This window comes from Maribacter polysaccharolyticus (genome assembly GCF_028882255.1).
GTDB lineage: Bacteria > Bacteroidota > Bacteroidia > Flavobacteriales > Flavobacteriaceae > Maribacter_A > Maribacter_A polysaccharolyticus.
Map to the genome: position 1 here is coordinate 109,060 of NZ_JARBUY010000003.1, position 18,982 is coordinate 128,041.

Annotated in this window: 12 protein-coding genes; 6 read left to right on the top strand and 6 right to left on the bottom strand. The window is 43.0% G+C overall.

The features are described 5' to 3' along the window. The first annotated feature begins 1 nt into the window (after position 1). The 3 genes from mnmG to PHU20_RS10090 all read left to right on the top strand — a co-directional run bounded on the left by mnmG (position 2) and on the right by PHU20_RS10090 (position 4,129). Complete coding sequence (gene mnmG / locus PHU20_RS10080; protein ID WP_274825244.1) at positions 2-1,870, top strand: tRNA uridine-5-carboxymethylaminomethyl(34) synthesis enzyme MnmG; 1,869 nt, start codon at positions 2-4, stop codon at positions 1,868-1,870. 608 nt (positions 1,871-2,478) lie between these two features. Beyond that, positions 2,479-3,306: a class I SAM-dependent methyltransferase gene (locus PHU20_RS10085; RefSeq protein WP_274825245.1), complete on the top strand. Its 828-nt coding sequence runs from the start codon at positions 2,479-2,481 to the stop codon at positions 3,304-3,306. A 316-nt stretch (positions 3,307-3,622) separates the two neighbouring features. After that, positions 3,623-4,129: an OmpH/Skp family outer membrane protein gene (locus PHU20_RS10090; protein WP_274825246.1), complete on the top strand. Its 507-nt coding sequence runs from the start codon at positions 3,623-3,625 to the stop codon at positions 4,127-4,129. A 56-nt stretch (positions 4,130-4,185) separates the two neighbouring features. Here the strand turns inward: PHU20_RS10090 and PHU20_RS10095 are convergent, their stop codons facing one another. Further along, positions 4,186-4,584: a DoxX family protein gene (locus tag PHU20_RS10095; protein ID WP_274825247.1), complete on the bottom strand. Its 399-nt coding sequence runs from the start codon at positions 4,582-4,584 to the stop codon at positions 4,186-4,188. An 11-nt stretch (positions 4,585-4,595) separates the two neighbouring features. After that, positions 4,596-5,765, bottom strand: a complete 1,170-nt coding sequence (locus PHU20_RS10100) for a DNA polymerase III subunit (protein WP_274825248.1) — start codon at positions 5,763-5,765, stop codon at positions 4,596-4,598. A gap of 138 nt (positions 5,766-5,903) precedes the next feature. Here PHU20_RS10100 and PHU20_RS10105 point away from each other — a divergent pair, with 138 nt between their 5' ends. From PHU20_RS10105 to PHU20_RS10115, 3 genes are all read left to right on the top strand, one after another. Beyond that, entirely contained in the window at positions 5,904-7,097 is a 1,194-nt protein-coding gene (locus tag PHU20_RS10105; RefSeq protein WP_274825249.1) for a phosphoglycerate kinase, read from the top strand. Between the two features lie 115 nt (positions 7,098-7,212). After that, the gene (locus PHU20_RS10110; RefSeq protein ID WP_274825250.1) at positions 7,213-8,865 is read left to right on the top strand and encodes a LysM peptidoglycan-binding domain-containing protein; all 1,653 of its coding nucleotides are present in this window, start codon (positions 7,213-7,215) and stop codon (positions 8,863-8,865) included. Between the two features lie 13 nt (positions 8,866-8,878). After that, positions 8,879-9,865 (top strand): DUF4837 family protein, encoded by a 987-nt coding sequence (locus PHU20_RS10115; RefSeq protein WP_274825251.1) that lies wholly within the window; start codon positions 8,879-8,881, stop codon positions 9,863-9,865. Between the two features lie 71 nt (positions 9,866-9,936). Here the strand turns inward: PHU20_RS10115 and PHU20_RS10120 are convergent, their stop codons facing one another. The 4 genes from PHU20_RS10120 to PHU20_RS10135 form a co-directional block, all read right to left on the bottom strand. Then, positions 9,937-10,113 carry a DUF6747 family protein gene (locus tag PHU20_RS10120; protein ID WP_274825252.1) on the bottom strand — a complete coding sequence of 59 codons (177 nt, stop codon included), beginning with the start codon at positions 10,111-10,113 and terminating at the stop codon, positions 9,937-9,939. 603 nt (positions 10,114-10,716) lie between these two features. Next, entirely contained in the window at positions 10,717-13,185 is a 2,469-nt protein-coding gene (locus tag PHU20_RS10125; protein WP_274825253.1) for an OmpA family protein, read from the bottom strand. A gap of 322 nt (positions 13,186-13,507) precedes the next feature. Then, on the bottom strand, positions 13,508-14,428 hold the full coding sequence (locus PHU20_RS10130; protein WP_274825254.1) for a PorP/SprF family type IX secretion system membrane protein: 921 nt from the start codon (positions 14,426-14,428) through the stop codon (positions 13,508-13,510). A gap of 37 nt (positions 14,429-14,465) precedes the next feature. Then, the gene (locus tag PHU20_RS10135; RefSeq protein WP_274825255.1) at positions 14,466-18,887 is read right to left on the bottom strand and encodes a T9SS type B sorting domain-containing protein; all 4,422 of its coding nucleotides are present in this window, start codon (positions 18,885-18,887) and stop codon (positions 14,466-14,468) included. Positions 18,888-18,982 lie beyond the last annotated feature (95 nt).

The window sequence follows — 18,982 nt, forward strand, 5'->3', positions numbered from 1 at the left end:
TATGTTTGGAGAAGTATATGATGTAATAGTAGTTGGAGGTGGGCATGCTGGGGCGGAAGCTGCGGCGGCGGCGGCCAATATGGGCTCAAAAACCTTGTTGGCGACCATGAACCTACAGACCATAGGACAGATGTCTTGTAATCCGGCCATGGGTGGCATTGCCAAAGGACAAATCGTTAGGGAGATCGATGCCATTGGTGGTTATTCCGGTATTATTACCGATAAGTCGGCCATTCAATTTAAGATGTTGAATAAATCCAAGGGGCCTGCCATGTGGAGTCCTAGAGCACAAAGTGACCGTATGCGTTTTGCCGAGGAATGGCGTTTGGCTTTGGAACGTACCCCGAATGTCGATTTCTATCAAGAGATGGTACAGGGATTGTTGATTGACGGGAACAAGGTTGTCGGAGTGAGGACCTCCTTGGGTATCGATATAAAAGGCAGGTCTGTGGTATTGACCAATGGCACTTTTTTAAATGGATTGATCCATATAGGGGAAAAACAATTTGGTGGGGGCAGAGCCGGTGAAAAGGCCGTAACTGGCATTACCGAACAGCTGACTGCTTTGGGTTTTGAAAGTGGAAGAATGAAAACGGGTACTCCGCCACGTGTCGATGGACGCTCTTTGGATTATTCCAAAATGATCGTTCAACCGGGAGATCCCATACCTGAGAAATTCTCTTATTTGGATACGCCGGTCTTAAAAGAACAACGGGATTGTTATATGAGCCATACCAGTGCCGAGGTACATAATCTTTTGCGGGAAGGGTTCGATAGATCTCCGATGTTCAACGGTAGGATCAAAAGTATCGGTCCCAGATATTGTCCCTCTATAGAGGATAAAATCAATCGTTTTGCAGATAAGGATAGCCATCAATTATTTGTGGAACCTGAAGGTTGGGATACCGTTGAAGTTTATGTTAATGGTTTTTCAACTTCCTTGCCCGAGGATGTCCAATTTAAGGCATTAAGATCTGTTAGGGGTTTTGAAAAAGTGAAATTCTTTAGACCGGGATATGCCATAGAATACGATTATTTTCCACCGACACAATTGAAGCATACATTGGAAACCAAATTGGTGGAGAACTTATATTTCGCCGGACAGATCAATGGTACGACGGGATACGAGGAAGCGGCTTCACAAGGTTTAATGGCAGGTATAAATGCGCATTTAAAAATCAATGGGCAAGAACCCTTCATATTGAAAAGGGATGAAGCCTACATTGGTGTTTTAATAGATGATCTTATCACTAAAGGCACCGAAGAACCATATAGGATGTTTACATCGCGGGCCGAATATCGGACACTTCTTCGGCAGGATAATGCCGACTTACGATTAACCCCTAAAGGGTATGCCATTGGCTTGGCGTCAGAAGAGCGCTTAAGGCGAATGGAAGAAAAAGAAAAAAAATCGAGTGATTTTGTGACCTTTTTTAAAACTACCAGTGTGCAACCGGAAGATATAAATCCGATATTGAAAAGTGTGGATTCAGCATTGGTAAAACAATCGGATAAAATGTTCAAGGCTTTTTCGCGTCCTAATGTTACCATGGATCATATGTTGAAATTGGCCCCTGTGGCTGATTTCGTTTTGGAAAATAACCTGGGAAGGGAAGAAATGGAACAAGCCGAAATACAGATCAAATATGCGGGTTATATCCAAAAGGAAAAGAATAATGCGGATAAATTACAACGGCTTGAAAATATTAAAATTCCGGATAATTTCGATTATTCAAAGCTAAAGTCCCTCTCGTTCGAAGCACGGGAAAAACTAAAATCCATTCGTCCGGTAACCATTTCCCAAGCATCGCGGATCAGTGGGGTTTCCCCTTCGGACATTAGTGTGCTTTTGGTTTATATGGGTAGATAGATCGCTAATTGTTCCACGTGGAACAATGAAAGTCGGGGATGTTTTATGGCTGGCGGAAATGAATAATCACCTTGGACTTCGGGGGCGGATTTTGCCTAGGGCCGGTATTACGGAATGTTTAGGAAGATTGATTCAGGGAGCTGTTTACCCTTGCTTTCTTATAGCTTCGTTTTTTCATTGTTGGCGTAATGTGTACGATGAATATCCATTAGACAGGATCATTATGGTGTCCCCCACCACTGGATAACCGTTAGTGGTAAATCAAAAGGCAACCTACCATTTTTAGTATGGATTTCTATAAGGATAATGGAGCATAGGTTTTGTGGTGTCCAATTTTCCAAATAGCAGAAAAGCGCTTTTTTGTTTTGAACGCTAGGGCTGTTTTTACGACTTTGAATGTTGACTGGGCTTTTTCACATTTGGCCTGCGTTGATTTGTGTAATGGAAACCTGTTCTGTTTTTTGGTTTGTCCGGGTGCGATAGTAAGCTTGGTTACAAAATGTAATTAGGGGTTTAAAATAAAGGATGGGGAGAAGAGTGCTTTCAGAAGAAGTAGTTTTGGAGTACCTTAGGCCCCTTGGAATAAATTTTATTTTGTCAGATTAACAATGAAGCCGTATTTAAAGATCAAGGACCATTCCGTAACGGGGGAAAATTTTGAATTGGTGTACGATGATGTTTTGGAGATGTTGTCAACGAAACCCAAACCCGTCGATTTGGCCAAATATTATTTGAGTGAAAACTACATTTCGCACACCGATGCCAATAAAACGGTGATCGATAAACTCTATCAAAAAGTAAAAAAGTATAGTCTAGGTAAAAAGGAGCGTTTGGTTTCCAAATATGCCGGGAAAGAAAAAACGCTTTTGGATGTCGGGGCCGGTACGGGCGATTTTTTATTAAAGGCCCAAAGTGAAAACTGGAAAGTGGATGGAGTGGAACCGAATAAGGAAGCACGGAAAAGGGCGTCGGAAAAAGGTATTGCGCTTTATGACGATTTTGAAAAAATATGCGGCACAAAATATGAGGTCATCACCCTATGGCATGTTTTGGAACATCTTCCCGATCTGGAGGACCAAATCAAAAAATTGGTTTCGTTACTATCCGAGAAGGGAACCCTTGTGGTGGCCGTACCTAATTTCAAGTCATACGATGCTTCATTTTATGGTAGGTATTGGGCGGCATATGATGTTCCCAGGCACCTATGGCATTTTTCCAAAGTGGCCATTGAAAAACTTTTTGCCGCAGAAGGAATGAGAGTCGAAACCATTAAACCATTGATTTTTGATTCGTTCTATGTCTCTATTTTGTCCGAGCAATATAAGACGGGACGCCAAAATTATATTAGGGCATTTCTGGTAGGGCTGTGGTCAAATCTAAAAGCTTTCCGCAGCAAGGAGTATTCTTCACACATTTACATCCTAAAAAGAGCCTAAAACGCATTTTAAGGCGTTTTAAGGATAGATTTACCGAAGAATGGAAGTATGTATATTAAATTTTGAATTGAGCGGTTAAAACAAATCAAAACATCCCAATTACAATAGAAAATAACAATCCAAACAATAAAAGGCCATAGAAACTATTGATGGTTGTTGGTTGGGGTGTTTTGGGCCCCGAATTTTATTTTGATGTGCCGATTTTGTATCCCGACACAAATAGTACAATAAAAGTAAAAGTTCTAAAAAGCTTTCCTATTTTTGCCCAATTCGTAAAGGTGAACTTTTACCAAAACAGGAATCTAAAACATAAAAAATGAAAAAATTAGTATTGGCCGCTGTAGTATTGGTCATGGTATCTTGCCAACAAGAGAAAATCGGATTTGTAGATAACGTCAAGTTGATGGAAGACTATAAGGAAAGGGTGGATGTCGAAGCCAAATACAAAACCAAATTGGAAACTTTCGGCAAAAAGAAAGATAGTATAAGCCAGGCCTTTCAAATAGAGGCGCAAGCTTTTCAGGTAAAGGCCCAAAAAATGTCACAACAAAAGGCCCAGGAAGAATACGGGGTTATGCAGCAAAAAGGCCAATTCATAGGTCAACAGTTGCAACAGGAAGAGCAACAATTGCAAATGGCCGGGCAAACCGAAATGGATAGTTTGGTCAAAAAAGTCAAAAGGGAGATCAAAGCCTATGGCGAAGCCAATTCGTATGCCTATATCCTCGGTGGAGGCGACGGGGGTAGTGTGTTATATGGAAAGGAGACAAACGATCTTACTGCGGAAATCCTAAAACTGCTAAACGACAAATACAAGAAATAAGCATTCCTCGAAATGTGTATTCAGAACCCCGACCTCACCGTCGGGGTTCTTTCATTTTAGGCCTGAAGCAAGTAAACCAAGAAAATGGCAGGGATAAAATAAATGGCAATGGTCCTTGCCCCATCATAGTCTTTGGCCACACGTTGGCCAAAAAGGAGCATCAATAAAACAATACAGGATACGGCTGCACCGTACATCGCAAAGGAACTTTTGCCCGTGCCAAGTATTTGAACAACGCTTATAGTGCATAAAATGGCCGCCAAAATCTCAAGAATCAACACGACCCCCAACAGTAGCGGTACGCTGTTCTTTAAAGGGGTCTTTTCAAAATGTCCCTTTAACCAAGCCAAATTACCGGTCCAATCCGTTAATTTATCCCATCCGCTCTGCAGAAAAGTGATGATCAGGAATAATAAAAGAAGTAGTTCCGTACTATTGGCGATAATAAACTCCATAGCGCTGTTGTTTAAGGTTGATTTTGAATAGGGGATGCCTTGGTATGCAATAAACGGGTCAATTTGATCGAGAGGTCGGTAAAAATGATCTTGGCATTTCCGTTACGTTCAATATGATAAATGGCATCTTCCAATTCGGAAACGATGGTTATAATATTGTTTTCATGCACAAAAGGGGCGAATTTTTCCATCTTGAATCCATCTACATGCATTCGCATAAAGGCCAAATCCTTTACATTAAAATTAATGAGCATGGCTTGGCGCATGACCGCAATGCAATAATGCAGAAATTTCTTTTGGGTTTCCCTACCGGTCTTTGCCACCTCTTCGGCCCAAAGGATCAATTCATTGATCACCGCTTTATTGCCCCTTGCCTTAAAGGCACTACGCACCCACTGTACGAACCATTTTTCAAAAACCAAATCCTCCGAATCCTTATTCATTAAATCGAGCGCCCGGTTAAAATTACCATCGGCCTCAAGTGCCAATCTTTGGGCTTCTTCACGAACCAACCCACGGTTTTCAAGTCCTTTGGCAATGGCAGCTTCGGCCAAGGGTGGGAACTGTAGGATCTGACATCGCGATTTAATGGTCTGCAGGATTTGATCGTCATTTTCGGCGATCAAAAGGAATACGGTTTTTTCCGGCGGTTCCTCAATCAATTTCAAAAGCTTGTTGGCCGCAGCGGTATTCATTTCTTCCGCCATCCATATCAACATCACCTTATACCCTCCCTCATAGGATTTAAGCGATAATTTTTTAACGATATCATAGGCTTCATCCACCCCTATCTGCCCCTGTTTCTTCACAATGCCGATCAAGCGGTACCAATCAAAAAGGTTTCCATAGGGCTGTTCCTTGACAAATTGCCGCCATTCCTCCATATAATGGTTGCTAACGGCGTGACTTTTTACCTTATCGGAATTGGCAACCGGGAATGCAAAATGCAAATCGGGATGCGAAAGCGAATCACATTTCATGTTACAGGCCTGGTTATCCCCGTTGTTTTCGCCGTTCTGATTGTTACAGATAATATATTGGGCATAGGCCAAGGCCATGGGAAGGGTCCCCGAACCTTCAGGTCCCACGAAAAGTTGTGCATGGGGTATACGTCCGGCATCGGCACTCAGTGCCAAATGTTTTTTGATATGCGTAAGCCCTAAAATTTCCTTAAACAGCATGGTTCAAAGATAGTTTTTTTGCCCAAGTAAATAAATGTGTGGAAACACCTCAAATTATGGAGTCCTATTTTTTCTAAGAACCTTATAAATCTTTACCTTTGCCATTCGTTTAAAAGCACACTATTAAAGCATACTACTATGACGACGATTGACGATTTTAATTTTAAGCAGAAAAAGGCATTGATTCGGGTTGATTTCAACGTACCCTTGGATGGGGAATTCAATGTAACCGACACAAATAGGATCGAAGCTGCAAAGCCAACGATCATCAAAGTATTGGAAGATGGCGGTAGTGCTGTTTTAATGAGCCATATGGGGAGGCCCAAAGGGCAACGTAATGCGGACATGTCCTTAAAGCATATTTGTGCCAAGGTTTCCGAGATCATCGGGGTTCAAATTAAGTTCGTTGATGATTGTATAGGGCCAAAAGCTGAAGAAGCAGTTGCGGAGCTTAAGGAAGGGGAAGTGCTTTTATTGGAAAATTTGCGTTTTTACAATGAGGAGACAGCGGGCGATGTGGACTTTGCCGAGAAATTGTCCAAATTGGGCGATGTCTATGTGAACGATGCCTTTGGTACCGCACATAGGGCCCACGCATCGACCACGATCGTAGCCCAATTCTTCCCAGGCCAAAAATGTTTCGGATATTTATTGGCCAAAGAGATAAAATCGATAGAAAAAGTAATGCGCACCGGGGAAAAACCGGTTTTGGCGATCCTTGGCGGCGCAAAGGTGTCTTCGAAAATCACCATTATTGAGAACATACTTGACAAGGTAGATCACTTGATTATCGGTGGTGGTATGACCTATACCTTCATTAAGGCCCAAGGGGGTACGATCGGGGATTCCATTTGTGAGGATGATAAAATGGATCTTGCGTTGAGCATCTTGGAACAGGCCAAGGCCAAAAATGTCCAAGTACACCTTCCGGTAGATGTTATTGCCGCGAATGATTTCAGCAATGATGCCGAAACACAGATCATCGATGTGGATAAAATCCCATCGGGTTGGCAAGGTTTGGATGCCGGACCTAAAACCTTGGAGAATTTCAAGAAAGTCATCTTGGAAAGCAAGACCATATTATGGAACGGTCCTATTGGGGTTTTTGAGATGGAAAGTTTTGCCAAAGGCACCATCAGCGTCGGTAACTTTATCGATGAAGCAACCCAAAAAGGCGCATTTTCCCTTGTAGGTGGAGGGGATTCCGTTGCCGCGGTAAAACAATTCGGTTTCCAGGATAAGGTAAGTTACGTATCTACCGGTGGCGGTGCGATGTTAGAAAGTTTGGAAGGAAAAACTTTGCCCGGAATCGCTGCAATATTGGAAGGGTAAGGGCGTTATCGATAAACGGGACAGGAGGATACAATCCATACTTTAAGGTTTAAAATTTCATTCTTTCAAAAAAAAATACGATTTTCGTTAGTTCCCGATAACTAAAGGATTTCCTATGCATTCATATAAATTTTGGCTTTTAAGTATTGTCCTGTCGCTTTATGCGCATACTTCGGCCGTTGGCCAAGATGTGAATGATGCAACGAAAGAACAACCCCAAGGTGATGCCGTGAAGGTTGTCCTCTTGGATACGCTTGCCACTAACGATTTAAAAGGTGTTGATAAAACGGAGAAGACCGGGGCTTTGGGGGAAATCAACGTTAACTCCTTACCGATCGTTATGGTGGGGGACAAAAAAACCTATGATCTAAAAGACCTCGATATCGTTTCAAAATACGATAGTCTTTGGATGAAGGAACTGTATGGGAATGCAGCGCGCTTTGACGAGATGTACGAAATGGTCACCGACCTGGAGGTCGATACCACCCAAGTCGTTGATAGCAGTCTCGATACCGACACCTTAAAACTGCGCTTGGAAAGGTTGAACCAAAAAACACCTTTCAATGTGACCTATAATCCATCCTTGGAAAATGTCATCAAATCATTTTTGGTCCGTAAGCGTGGACTTATAGAGCGGATGTTGACGGTAAGCCAGTTTTATTTTCCCATGTTCGAAGAACAATTGGACAAATATGACATTCCACTAGAAATGAAATATCTGGCCATTGTGGAATCCGCATTGAATCCCAAGGCAAGATCACGGGTGGGAGCTACAGGATTGTGGCAGTTTATGTACAGCACGGGTAAAATGTACCAATTGGATGTAAACAGTTATGTCGATGAACGTAGCGACCCGATTAAATCTACCGAAGCGGCCTGTAAATACTTATCCAAGCTTTATGGTGTTTTCGGCGACTGGGATTTGGCACTAGCGGCATACAACTCAGGACCCGGTAATGTGAACAAAGCCATTCGCAGATCTGGGGGCTATACGAATTATTGGAACATCCGTAGGAACCTTCCACGGGAAACAGCGGGTTATGTGCCTGCCTTTTTGGCCACCATGTATTTGCTCGAATATGCCGAGGAACACGGAATAAAAGGAAAAAAAGTAGAACGCAACTATTTTGAAACGGATACCGTTGTGGTGAAAAGCCTGATTACCTTCGACCAGATTTCTGAAATGGTCGGAATCGGTGTCGATGAATTGAAGGTTTTGAACCCCTCCTACAAATTGAACATCATTCCCGTTGTCGAAGGAAAGGAATATACGCTGAGGTTGCCCATTGTGGAAATGGGTAAGTTCGTTGCAAACGAAGAGGCCATATATGCCCATGTAAAGGAAGAATTCAAAAGTAAGGAATCCCCATTGCCACAGTTGGTAAAAGCGGATGACCGCATACGTTATAAAGTCAAAAGTGGGGATTACCTGGGTAAAATCGCGGAACGCTATGGTGTTGGGGTAAGCCAGATCAAACGTTGGAACGGTTTAAGGAGCAATGACCTTAGGGTCGGCCAACGACTCACCATTTTCAGTAGAAATCCTGTGGTGGCCTCCAATCCGGCATCCAAAAGCACGCAAGTTGCGACGAATACGGCCAATTTGCCGGCATCAAAAATACATACTGTGAAAAGTGGCGACTCGCTTTGGACCATTTCAAGAAAACATCCGGGAATTAGTATCGAAAATTTACGAGAATGGAACGGTATTAGCGGTAACAATCTAAAACCAGGCACAAAATTGAAATTGTGCAATTGCTCATCGTAAACTACGAATAAACATGAAGTACATTAAGTTAGTTTTTGTCCTTTTCCTTGCTGTGATCCTATCGTGCAAAGAGAGTGGAAAAAAGAATTATTTACCCGGTTCTATCGGTGCTTATAATTCATTGATCGTTGTCATAGACAACCAGGCATGGAAATCAAAGGTTGGGGATAAGGTAAGGGAGTATTTTGCGGCATCTTCCTTGGGACTCACCATGGAAGAACCCATATTTTCAATAACCCAGATCCCCCCGGAAGTATTCTCCGGTGCCGTACGCAATAGTAGAAATGTACTTTATGTGCAAAAAGACACCTTGAATTTGGCCCATATCAAAACCGATATGTATTCCCAACCCCAAAAAGTGGGGGTGATCAAGGGGCATAACGATAGTGAGATCATAGCGAATATCGAAAGCAAGGCCCCGGAAATGATCAACTCCTTTAAGCAGCTCGAGATCAATGAGGCCCAACATCGTTTTCTCAAGTCCTTGAACAAGGAAAAAGACCTACAGGATAAATTCGGAATCGGGTTAAGTATACCTTCGGTTTATAAAGTGGTCAAGACCGAGGAAAATTTTGTTTGGTTGGAAAGACAGATCCAAAAAGGAACCATGAACCTAATTGCCTATACCATGCCATGGGACAGTTTTACCGCTGATTCCACCTTTGTAAAGGATATCGTTCGTATGCGCGATTCTATTGGGGAATTGTTCATACCGGGACCCGATGTACCCGGGAAAAAGACCTATATGCGTACGGAACCTGCTTTTTCGCCATCTATCTTTCCGGCTGAGATTTCAGGGAACAAGGCGGCAGAGGTCCGTGGCTTGTGGGACATTAAGAACTACCCTATGGCAGGGCCTTTCTTAACCTATATCGTCAATGATAAGAAACACAATCGTAAAATGGTCATTGAAGGGTTTACCTTTGCACCTTCGACCGAAAAACGGGATTATATGTTCGAATTGGAAGCCATAATAAAAACATTGCGCTTTTTGGAGTAACCGCTTTTCAACGAAACAAAAAGCCCCGAAGTAGTCATACTTCGGGGCTTTTTTTATTTTTTATCGGTAACCTATAGATTACTGAAACTGAATCCTGTTGATACCCTATATATCAGTGCATACATCGCAATTACTATCAATGCAAAACAGAACCAGGAAAAGACCTTGAAATATTTCTTAAAAAACATACTGGTCCAGTTTTTAAATGCCTCAATATAAATCTCCTTCAAAAGTAATAATTTGTTCATACGCCCATTGGTTTTATTGTTAACGCTGCTAAAATCACTATTTTTCTTTCAGGGTTAAAAAAAATAGGATAAAATACATCTTTATTGGATGATACTAAGCGGCGGATTATAACCACTCCATAAACGGCAATTAAACACGGTGAACTGCCTTTCTCTATATTTTCGAACAGAGGGACGGCGAATTAAAAAAGCGCCCGTATAAGCGCTCATTTTGCAATACCTTCGGGTATGGTTTGAATGGGATCGATCCAAAGTAAAACCTGAAGATACCCAAGACAGAATACGAAGACCTAAAGCATAAGGATATAAGCGTGGATGAAGGACCTGGACAAGGCCTTAAAATAGGATGTAAAAATGCCCTGACCTAAATCCTTAAAAGCTTCCGAACGGATTTCTTCGATCAATACGAAGTTTTTCGTGCTGTCTGGATTTGGTTGTTGTTGAAATGGGTTCTGTAGAACAACACAAACAATAGATGTTAATTGTGCGTAGAGGGCGATTTTGTTGAAAGCGGTGGTTAAAATGCGGTGTATTTGTAAATGGCACAAAAAAACCGTGGACCCTTACGGCTCCACGGTGGAAAATTTTCAGAATGGGGTAGACCTACATATCCACGATAATGAATTCCGATCTACGATTAAGTAAGTGAGCGGATTCCGTACACCGAACCGTTCCATCACATTCATTGATCAATCGCTCTTCTCCGTACCCTATGGCACTTTCAATCCTATGGGCATCAATACCCTTGGATATGATGTAATCCCTTGTGGATTTGGCTCGTTGGTCAGATAGGTATTTGTTATAGGCCCGTTTACCCCTAGAGTCGGTATGGGATTCGATCTTAATGATCATTTTTGGGTTTTCAGTCATGACCTGGACCAGTTTGTCAAGTTCTTCGGCCGCATTACTTTTAATATTGAATTTATCGAAGTCAAAGAAAATCTTATCGGTTTTCAGTTTACGTACACCCTCCTCGACAACGATCATTTCCTTCAATCTCCGCATGGCGATATCGGTATGGACCACTTCATTTTCTTTGGTAGAAACTGCCACCGCTTCATCGAAATAATCCCCTTTCTTGGTTTGGACGATATACTTGGTATTACCATCCAAATCCTCAAAAAGGAAGCTACCATCATCGGCGGCGACCATTTCTTTCAATTTGATGTTGTTATCATCCAATAAGGTCACCATGGTTTGCGGCATTAGGTCGCCGGTTACCAAATCAATCACCGTTCCGGCTATGGCATTAAGGTTTTCTGGAACCTCCTCTACTTTTAGGCGTTTAAAGGAATAAAGGTCGTCATCACCTTTTCCTCCTTTTCTGTTCGAGGCAAAAAATCCTATCTCATTTTCCTCATTGACGATATAGGAAAAGTCATCCTTGTTGCTGTTTATGGGTTGCCCCAAGTTCTTTACCGCTAAAAATCCACCTGCTTCATCAATGGCCGCTTCGAAAACATCCAAACCGCCAAGGCCCACATGACCGTCAGAAGAAAAATAGAGTTTCCCTTCATTGATAAAAGGGAACATTTCCTTTCTTTCGGTGTTGATATCCGGCCCAAGATTACGGGGTGCTGAAAATTCACCACCTTCCAGTACGTCGACCACGAAAATGTCGGTTTGTCCGATGCTTCCCGGCATATCCGATACAAAATAGAGTTTTTTGCCATCCGGACTCAGGGCTGGGTGGCCCGTGGAATAATCATCACTGTTGAAAGACACCTCAGTCGCTTCTGTCCATTCCCCATTCATCAAAACCGAGCGGTATATTTTTAAATGGTTCACCCCTTTTTTATCCCTCTTTAACCGTTTCCCGTAATTATTACGGGTAAAATACATGGTTTCATGGTCTGGGGAAAAGGTGACCGAAGCTTCGTGGTATTTGGTATTGACCGTTTTTGAGAATTTATGGGCATTAGTGAGTTCCTGTGATTCGGTATTCAATTGGGCAACATACAGATCCAAATAAGGCTGATTGTTCCATTTATACTTTCGGGTTGCGAATATGGCGGTATCCACCGAAGAGGCATAGACGATTTGCCCATTGTTGTGGAACATGGGTGAAAATTCAGAATATTCACTGTTGATTTTCAAATTCTGAACACCAAAAACCTGCTCCATTTTCAGGATGTTGTCCAAAACGGCTTCCTTCATATCCCTATTGGCTTCAACCTGGGCATCTTTTAGTCCGCTATTGTCCATTTCCCTATCATAAAGCCTCATCAAGCGTTTGGCCCTACCGTATTTTCCTGTACCTTTTAAGGTGTGGGCGTACTTAAATAGATGTTCCGGGGAAAGGTCATCCTTATATCGGTCGTATAGAATATTGTACCAATGGTAGGCCTTTTCCATATTGGTATTGAAATAATAGGAATCCCCGGCCTTCTGAAGAATTTCCAGGGAGTAATTATTTTCATTCTTTGTCAGGGCCTGTTCGTATAATTTGGCCGCTTCCGCGTACCACATTTTATTGAAATAGCTATCGGCTTTTTGAATCAATTTGGATTTGTTGACGGGATGGCCCTTCATGGCCTCTTCAGATGATTCTGAACGTTCGATCATGTCATGGGTTACTTCTTCCAAAGCAATTTCGCCCGTCTGTTCCGCTGCGGTTCCTGGGGTAATATGTAATATCCAAAGCGACTGGTCGTAATGGCCGCCCAAGTCCGTACTACAAGCGTCGATGGCCATTCGCCCATCGGTATAATGGTCTAGAAAGACGTAGTATCTATTATCTTCAGGATTGAAGATAAGTCCCGAATCAAAACCTTGCTTTTTATATTTTTTTACTGCGCGTTTTGCATAGCGGTTTTTCGAAAATACTGCGGATATGAGAAAGTAACCACTCTCAGTATCCAAGTTTGCGATTTCCCTATAGGGTATACCCTTTGATGCTGCGAGTTCTTCAATGGAAACAACAGGCGATCTATGGTTTAAGGTTGTGTTATTTCTGGAAGTGGTATTGGCATATACTTGGGTCAACGACGTAGAAGGGGATGTCTGTGCTACCGCTCCAATTGCGAAAAAGAGCAATAAAGGAATAGCTATATTTTGAATTTTGATTTTCATTTTGGAAAACTGAAGTTGGTCTTAATTTACTTTGGTCGTTGACATTTTAGCGGTCTACATAGATCGCCACAAGTACATTTAGTATTCGAAACTAGTCGTTCTTTGGGCGTTGGGATATTTTTTGTTGTGAAAGAAGGTTTTTTTGTCGTGTATTGCTGCTTTTTGTCGATAGGCGCCTTATTTGTAGGGCTTTATTGGTGAACGTTTTAAGATATTTGAGGCGTTATGTATTCCGATGCCATGAAGTCTGTTGAGCGTTGGAAAATCGATTAAAGCATGTAAAAACCAGCGGGTTGCCTATGGTATTTTCATGCAGGGGGTATTAGAAAAATCGTGGGGATTTGAGCTTTTTGACTTTTGAGATCAGTTGATACCTAAAAAATATCTCATGGGTCCCTTGGTTGTAAGAATTCAGGGCGTTGATACTGTAATCATACGCATATCCCATATCGATCTGGGTACTTATTTGAAAACCCATTAGGGCGCTCAACGAATCCTCCAGTCTATAATTGACCCCCAAATTCAGGGTTTCGTGTATGAGGAAGTTCAAGGATGCGTCAAACGACACGGCCCCTCCCAATACATTTTTAACGAAAATGGACGGTTTGAATTTTAAATCCGGATTCAAATCGATAACGTAACCTCCAATAAAATAGAGATGCATTTTGTCCGAAGCCTGGGATTCGGCGACATCGTCATAGTGTTTGCCATTTAGTAAATTTGGAGTGGAAGCCCCAAGATAAAACCGATTGGTATAGTAAAAAAGACCAGCCCCTAATGCCGGCAGTATCTCACTGTTGATGTTCTTATTGAATGCCGCTTCAGGTTCCCTATACCTCCCTTTGGACCAATCCAGGCTTAGGAATTTCATTCCTGCCTTTATTCCAAGAGCAAGTCGATCTCCATTACGGTTGAGGATTAGGTGGTGGGCATAATTCCCATCGATGAAAGTTTCTTGGGAAGGTCCTAGTTCATCGTGTATAATGGAAATTCCAAATCCATCAAAAAGACCAACCGGTGATTCTAGGCCAAATGATAGGGTAGCAGGGGCCCCTTCAATGCCGGCCCATTGATTCCTGAACAGGGACGTAATCGTCAAATGTCCTCGAGAACCCGTATATCCGGGATTTACCGTCATGGTATTGTAGTTGTACTGGGTATATTGGGGTTCTTGCTGTCCATAGGAATTTATAAAGACAAGAAATAATACGATTGTAAATGGTAATATTTTTGGGGGAATCATTAAATAGCTATTTATCCTATTGCTGTTAAATTGTTCTTTATCGACTTATGTATAACCATCCACTTTTTACTGGGGTACCCCCATCTCCAAAGTCCAAGAGGTAAAAATAAGTGCCAACGGGAAGGTCGGTACCCATACCATTCAATATTCCCGTGGATACCGTTCCGTTCCAGTCGTTTTTATACCCTTTGGTTTCAAACACCTTTTTACCCCAACGATTAAAGATCTGGAGGTGGTTATTGGGATAATCCTCAATACATTCAATGTAAAATACATCGTTTGATCCATCGCTGTTAGGTGAAAACTCATTGAATACCACCAAGCAATCCGAATCACTTTCTTTCTCCTCTTCAGTTAAGGTTATTTCGGCCATCGAAGTATCGTTTTTTGGTGTGAAATCGAGCTGGTCAACATAGGCCAAATAGGCCATATTGATGTAATCGTCCATTTCGGTTATGATGGCGGTGATGGCCAATTCCGCAGTTTCCCCAATACCGAGGGCATCCATTTCCCAGACACCGGTTACAGGATCGTAGCTACCCCTTTCGTCAGAATAGGACACATAGCTATAGCCAATGGGCAGTTCATCGATTATCCCCAAGTTTGTGGCTTCATAGGGCCCTAGGTTGTTTACCGAGATGGAAAAAACAACTTCATCCCCAACAGCGCCGAAATCTGGTTTCACTGACTTTTTAATACCTAGGTCCACGACTGGGGTAGGGATAATATGGCTGTCCTCATCATCCTCACTCTGGTCATCATCATCATTATTTGGACTGGAATCGGGGTCAAGCTGATCAACCTCGGTAATTTGGGCAATATTCCTATATTCATCATTCCCCCCGGTTGGCAGATTCACCATGACCCCATAGGTTAGGATTTGTTCCCCCACGGGGACTGTCGGTAAAGTCCAACTTAGAACATTCCCCTGTATCGAAGCGCCGTTCTCGTTCGACTGTAAGGTGTACCCTGTAGGCAGTCGATCTTCAATGGTGACATTTGTTGCCTCTTCAGGACCAAGATTGGTCAATGTCAAGGAAAAATTTATGATGTCACCACTATTGGGCTCGGGGTGATCAACGGTTTTATCCAGACTAAGGTCCGACCCCCCTGTTACCTCAATGGTAATTGTGTCCGTGCCGGTACAACCCATGGCATCTTCACCGATTACCGTGAAGACGGTCGTATGGAATAATTGGATGGGAATACCATCGGCGGCTTCATTGTCCCAAACATAATTTTCAGCCCCTTCCCCCGATAAGGTAACATACTCCCCGGCATTTATACGGGTAGCGGAAGCATTGGCCGTGACCGTTGGGGTATTTACGTGTAGCGTAACGGGAATTGAGGGTTCCACTGGACAGATATGGCTGTCATTGTTTATCAATACCCTATAGCTGTTTCCGTTATCGGCTATGGAAGCATTGCTGATCGTAAGTACATCGGTTTGGGTTCCTCCATGGATACCACTGTCATTAAGATCTATCCAATCCGACCCATCCAATAGTTGCCATTGATAGGAACCTGTATTAGCTGCGCTTACCGAAAAGGAGGTATCCCCCCCTGGACAAACGGATTCGTCATTCGGTTGTATTAAAAAATAAGGAGCGGTATTTTCTCTAAATTCAAATTCCCCATTGGCATTTATATCGACCGGAAGGGTATAGGCGGCACCTACAACAGCACCATGGTCATTGATTATTGATGGGGATCCATTACCATAAAAGGCATTATCCCCTTCGTCCGCATTGGGGTCGTTATACGCCTCATTGGCATCACTACAACCATCATCGTCGCTATCGGTATCCATATAATCCGGACCTGGTGTACCATCGGTATTTATTATTTCATAATTTATAGTACCACTTTCCGGTTCCGTTTCCACGTTGTCGGCCAAGCCATTGGACCCATAAGGGCCATCTACCACGCCATTGGTATGGGTTTGATTATGGCCGGCCTCCACGGCATCGTATATACCGTCATTGTCCACATCAAGGTCCAATTGGTTGGTAACCCCATCCCAGTCGTTATCCAACCCATATACTTGAGGGTCGATATAATTGGTAACGCAACCAAATTCTATATTATGTTGCCTTTGTGTCGATGATGCCCCTGCCACCCTTGCTACGGCACCGACCCGTATGGATATTTCGGATCTGGAATTATAATTGACCCCATAATTGACTTGGGGCACAATATTGCTCCCAGTAGGGTATGTTGTGGTCCCGGCCGTACCTATGACCCATTTGCCATCTGTGGACATCGTTAATTCAGTGGGGTTTGATACGACATAACTCGTGGGATTGTAACTCCAGGTCTGTTCCCCGTATTGATCGGTACCATCAATGTCGTTAAAATTCATGATAATTTTATCGAGGACTACGGGGCTTGATCCCCCGCTGCCAACAAAACGGATTTTGTATTCTATCAACCCTTGGTCACCTTTGTTTGCAAAATTAAAAGCGGTATACGGCCTAAAGGCTTCCTTGGCCATGCTATTGTTGTCAATTTCGGCGACCGTGGCATTATAGATCCGTACAATGGTAATTAAGGCATCAATCTCCGTGGCCACATTCGGAATCCTATATACCGCACCTTGTTGTAGGGCCGTACCGGAGACCAGGACGGCGTTGTCGCTGAAATCCAAAGTGGTCTCCCCTCCACATTCAGGCTGGGAATTGGCGATGATGGTATTTAATTCCTGTATATCCGGAATGCCATCATTGTCATCATCCAGATCGGAACGGTCGAGAATCCCGTCATTGTCAGAGTCTATAAAAGGTGGTGGAATGTCCTCTAGGGTTTCCACGGTTACCTGCCCTATATCACAAAGTCCATCCGTATCACAGATCTGATATTCAAATAAATCCGCACCCAAATATCCATCATCCGGGGTATATACAATCTCTCCCGTTTGCTTGGATAGGGATACCGTACCGTTTGAGGGTTGTAATAATCCGCTATTGTCTATTGAACTTACGTCTATATTGCTGTCAAGGTCTATGTCATTGTCCAATACCTGGATGACCACCGAGCTGTTCTTGGTAACCTGAACCATATCGTCCACAGCACAGGGTTGGGCATAAACCGTAACGCTTGAGGCGTTGTCGGGGTCTGGATCACAACCTTGGCAAGGGGCGATATTCAAGGTATAGGTACCGGGATTGTCAATATCCACAGTGGTCAGGCCCAAGCCTTCCATAGTAGTTTCTCCATTGGGAAAAGTAACGCCTGGTGTTAATGATTCCCAAAAATAAAGTGCGGATGACGATGTGAAATCAGCCTCTAAAGAGATGGACTGATCTTCTTCACAACTGTCAAAATTTACAGGTTCAAGAAGGCTTGTATACATGGTACCTTCTTCGGCTTTGCCAAGAAAAGGATACGGTCCTGCAAAATCGACCAAACCGGAATCAAAGGAAGCGGAGCCTCTGGTTTTGACCAAGACGGTACTATAGGGGAAATAGCAGGAATTTTCCAGACCGTATAAGACGGGGTCAAAACCCAGTGCGGTAAAATCAATTCCTACCTCGGCCAACGCTTCCGTAGAATAGGAAGACGAAGCTGTAAGCCCGGTCGAATATGTCCCCCAAGGTGGGGCCTCTACAGGGGCACTATTGATCACACTAAAAGTGCTTCCTTCACAGTCAACATGTGCATAACCGTATGGGGAGGTACTATTTTCGCTATCAAAATCTTTATAGTCAAAACCATTCTTTGAGAGATAATCTTCACGCGATATCCATATCCTAATATCCAAACTCATAACACTGGATCCCGAATAGTCAAATCCCACGTCCAAATCCCCAATCTTGGTTACTTTCCCATCCCCATCGAACTGCCATGCCGTATGTCCGTTTTCGGCCCCAATTGTGGAAAAAGTATGGTCCGCCAGTGTAAGTTCTTCAATATAAAACTCGACATCGGTATAATGGGCACCCCCATTATCCAACGTACTTACAGCAGCGGTAACCCATAAATTGTCCTCCTTGGATGGCCCTTCCCTTCTAACGTGTACATAGGCATCAACGATATCGGCCTTTTTTGCAATCGCCGATGGATTGACCCCCCAGTTATTGGGGTTATCGCCATTCTTGCCATTTTGAAAAGCGGTATTATCTTTTTTATCGGCAATTAAATCGTGTCCAAAAATAGCTCCATACCACAACCTCCCATTCATGGCAGTATAATTGGGATGGTCCATAGCTGCTTTAAAGGCTATATTCTGACCGGAATCGATATATCCCTTAAAGGTATCCAGATTACTTTCGTCAATGACGCCAGCACCCGTAGTCCCTTGAAACCAATCGTCATTTTCAGGGTTTGGGTTGCCCGAATGAATATCGGCCTCAATTCCAAAATTGGCACCAACCCCAGATTGGGCCGTTAGGCTTTGGGATAAGGTCAGTAGGAAAAAAAAACAAAAAATCGTAAAACTATCGCACGTCGTCCTCTTCATTAATTTATTTTACATAGGTCACCCTATGGGGGGAATTAAATATGCTATTTGGCCATTGTCTCTTTTTAAAAAGGGATTTTGGATAAAACCAATAC

Excerpts from the sequence above, each read along its gene's own strand:
- mnmG (WP_274825244.1), top strand. The coding sequence starts at position 2 with ATGTTTGGAGAAGTATATGATGTAATAGTAGTTGGAGGTGGGCATGCT.
- PHU20_RS10085 (WP_274825245.1), top strand. The coding sequence starts at position 2,479 with ATGAAGCCGTATTTAAAGATCAAGGACCATTCCGTAACGGGGGAAAAT.
- PHU20_RS10090 (WP_274825246.1), top strand. The coding sequence starts at position 3,623 with ATGAAAAAATTAGTATTGGCCGCTGTAGTATTGGTCATGGTATCTTGC.
- PHU20_RS10095 (WP_274825247.1), bottom strand. The coding sequence starts at position 4,584 with ATGGAGTTTATTATCGCCAATAGTACGGAACTACTTCTTTTATTATTC.
- PHU20_RS10100 (WP_274825248.1), bottom strand. The coding sequence starts at position 5,765 with ATGCTGTTTAAGGAAATTTTAGGGCTTACGCATATCAAAAAACATTTG.
- PHU20_RS10105 (WP_274825249.1), top strand. The coding sequence starts at position 5,904 with ATGACGACGATTGACGATTTTAATTTTAAGCAGAAAAAGGCATTGATT.
- PHU20_RS10110 (WP_274825250.1), top strand. The coding sequence starts at position 7,213 with ATGCATTCATATAAATTTTGGCTTTTAAGTATTGTCCTGTCGCTTTAT.
- PHU20_RS10115 (WP_274825251.1), top strand. The coding sequence starts at position 8,879 with ATGAAGTACATTAAGTTAGTTTTTGTCCTTTTCCTTGCTGTGATCCTA.
- PHU20_RS10120 (WP_274825252.1), bottom strand. The coding sequence starts at position 10,113 with ATGAACAAATTATTACTTTTGAAGGAGATTTATATTGAGGCATTTAAA.
- PHU20_RS10125 (WP_274825253.1), bottom strand. The coding sequence starts at position 13,185 with ATGAAAATCAAAATTCAAAATATAGCTATTCCTTTATTGCTCTTTTTC.
- PHU20_RS10130 (WP_274825254.1), bottom strand. The coding sequence starts at position 14,428 with ATGATTCCCCCAAAAATATTACCATTTACAATCGTATTATTTCTTGTC.
- PHU20_RS10135 (WP_274825255.1), bottom strand. The coding sequence starts at position 18,887 with ATGAAGAGGACGACGTGCGATAGTTTTACGATTTTTTGTTTTTTTTTC.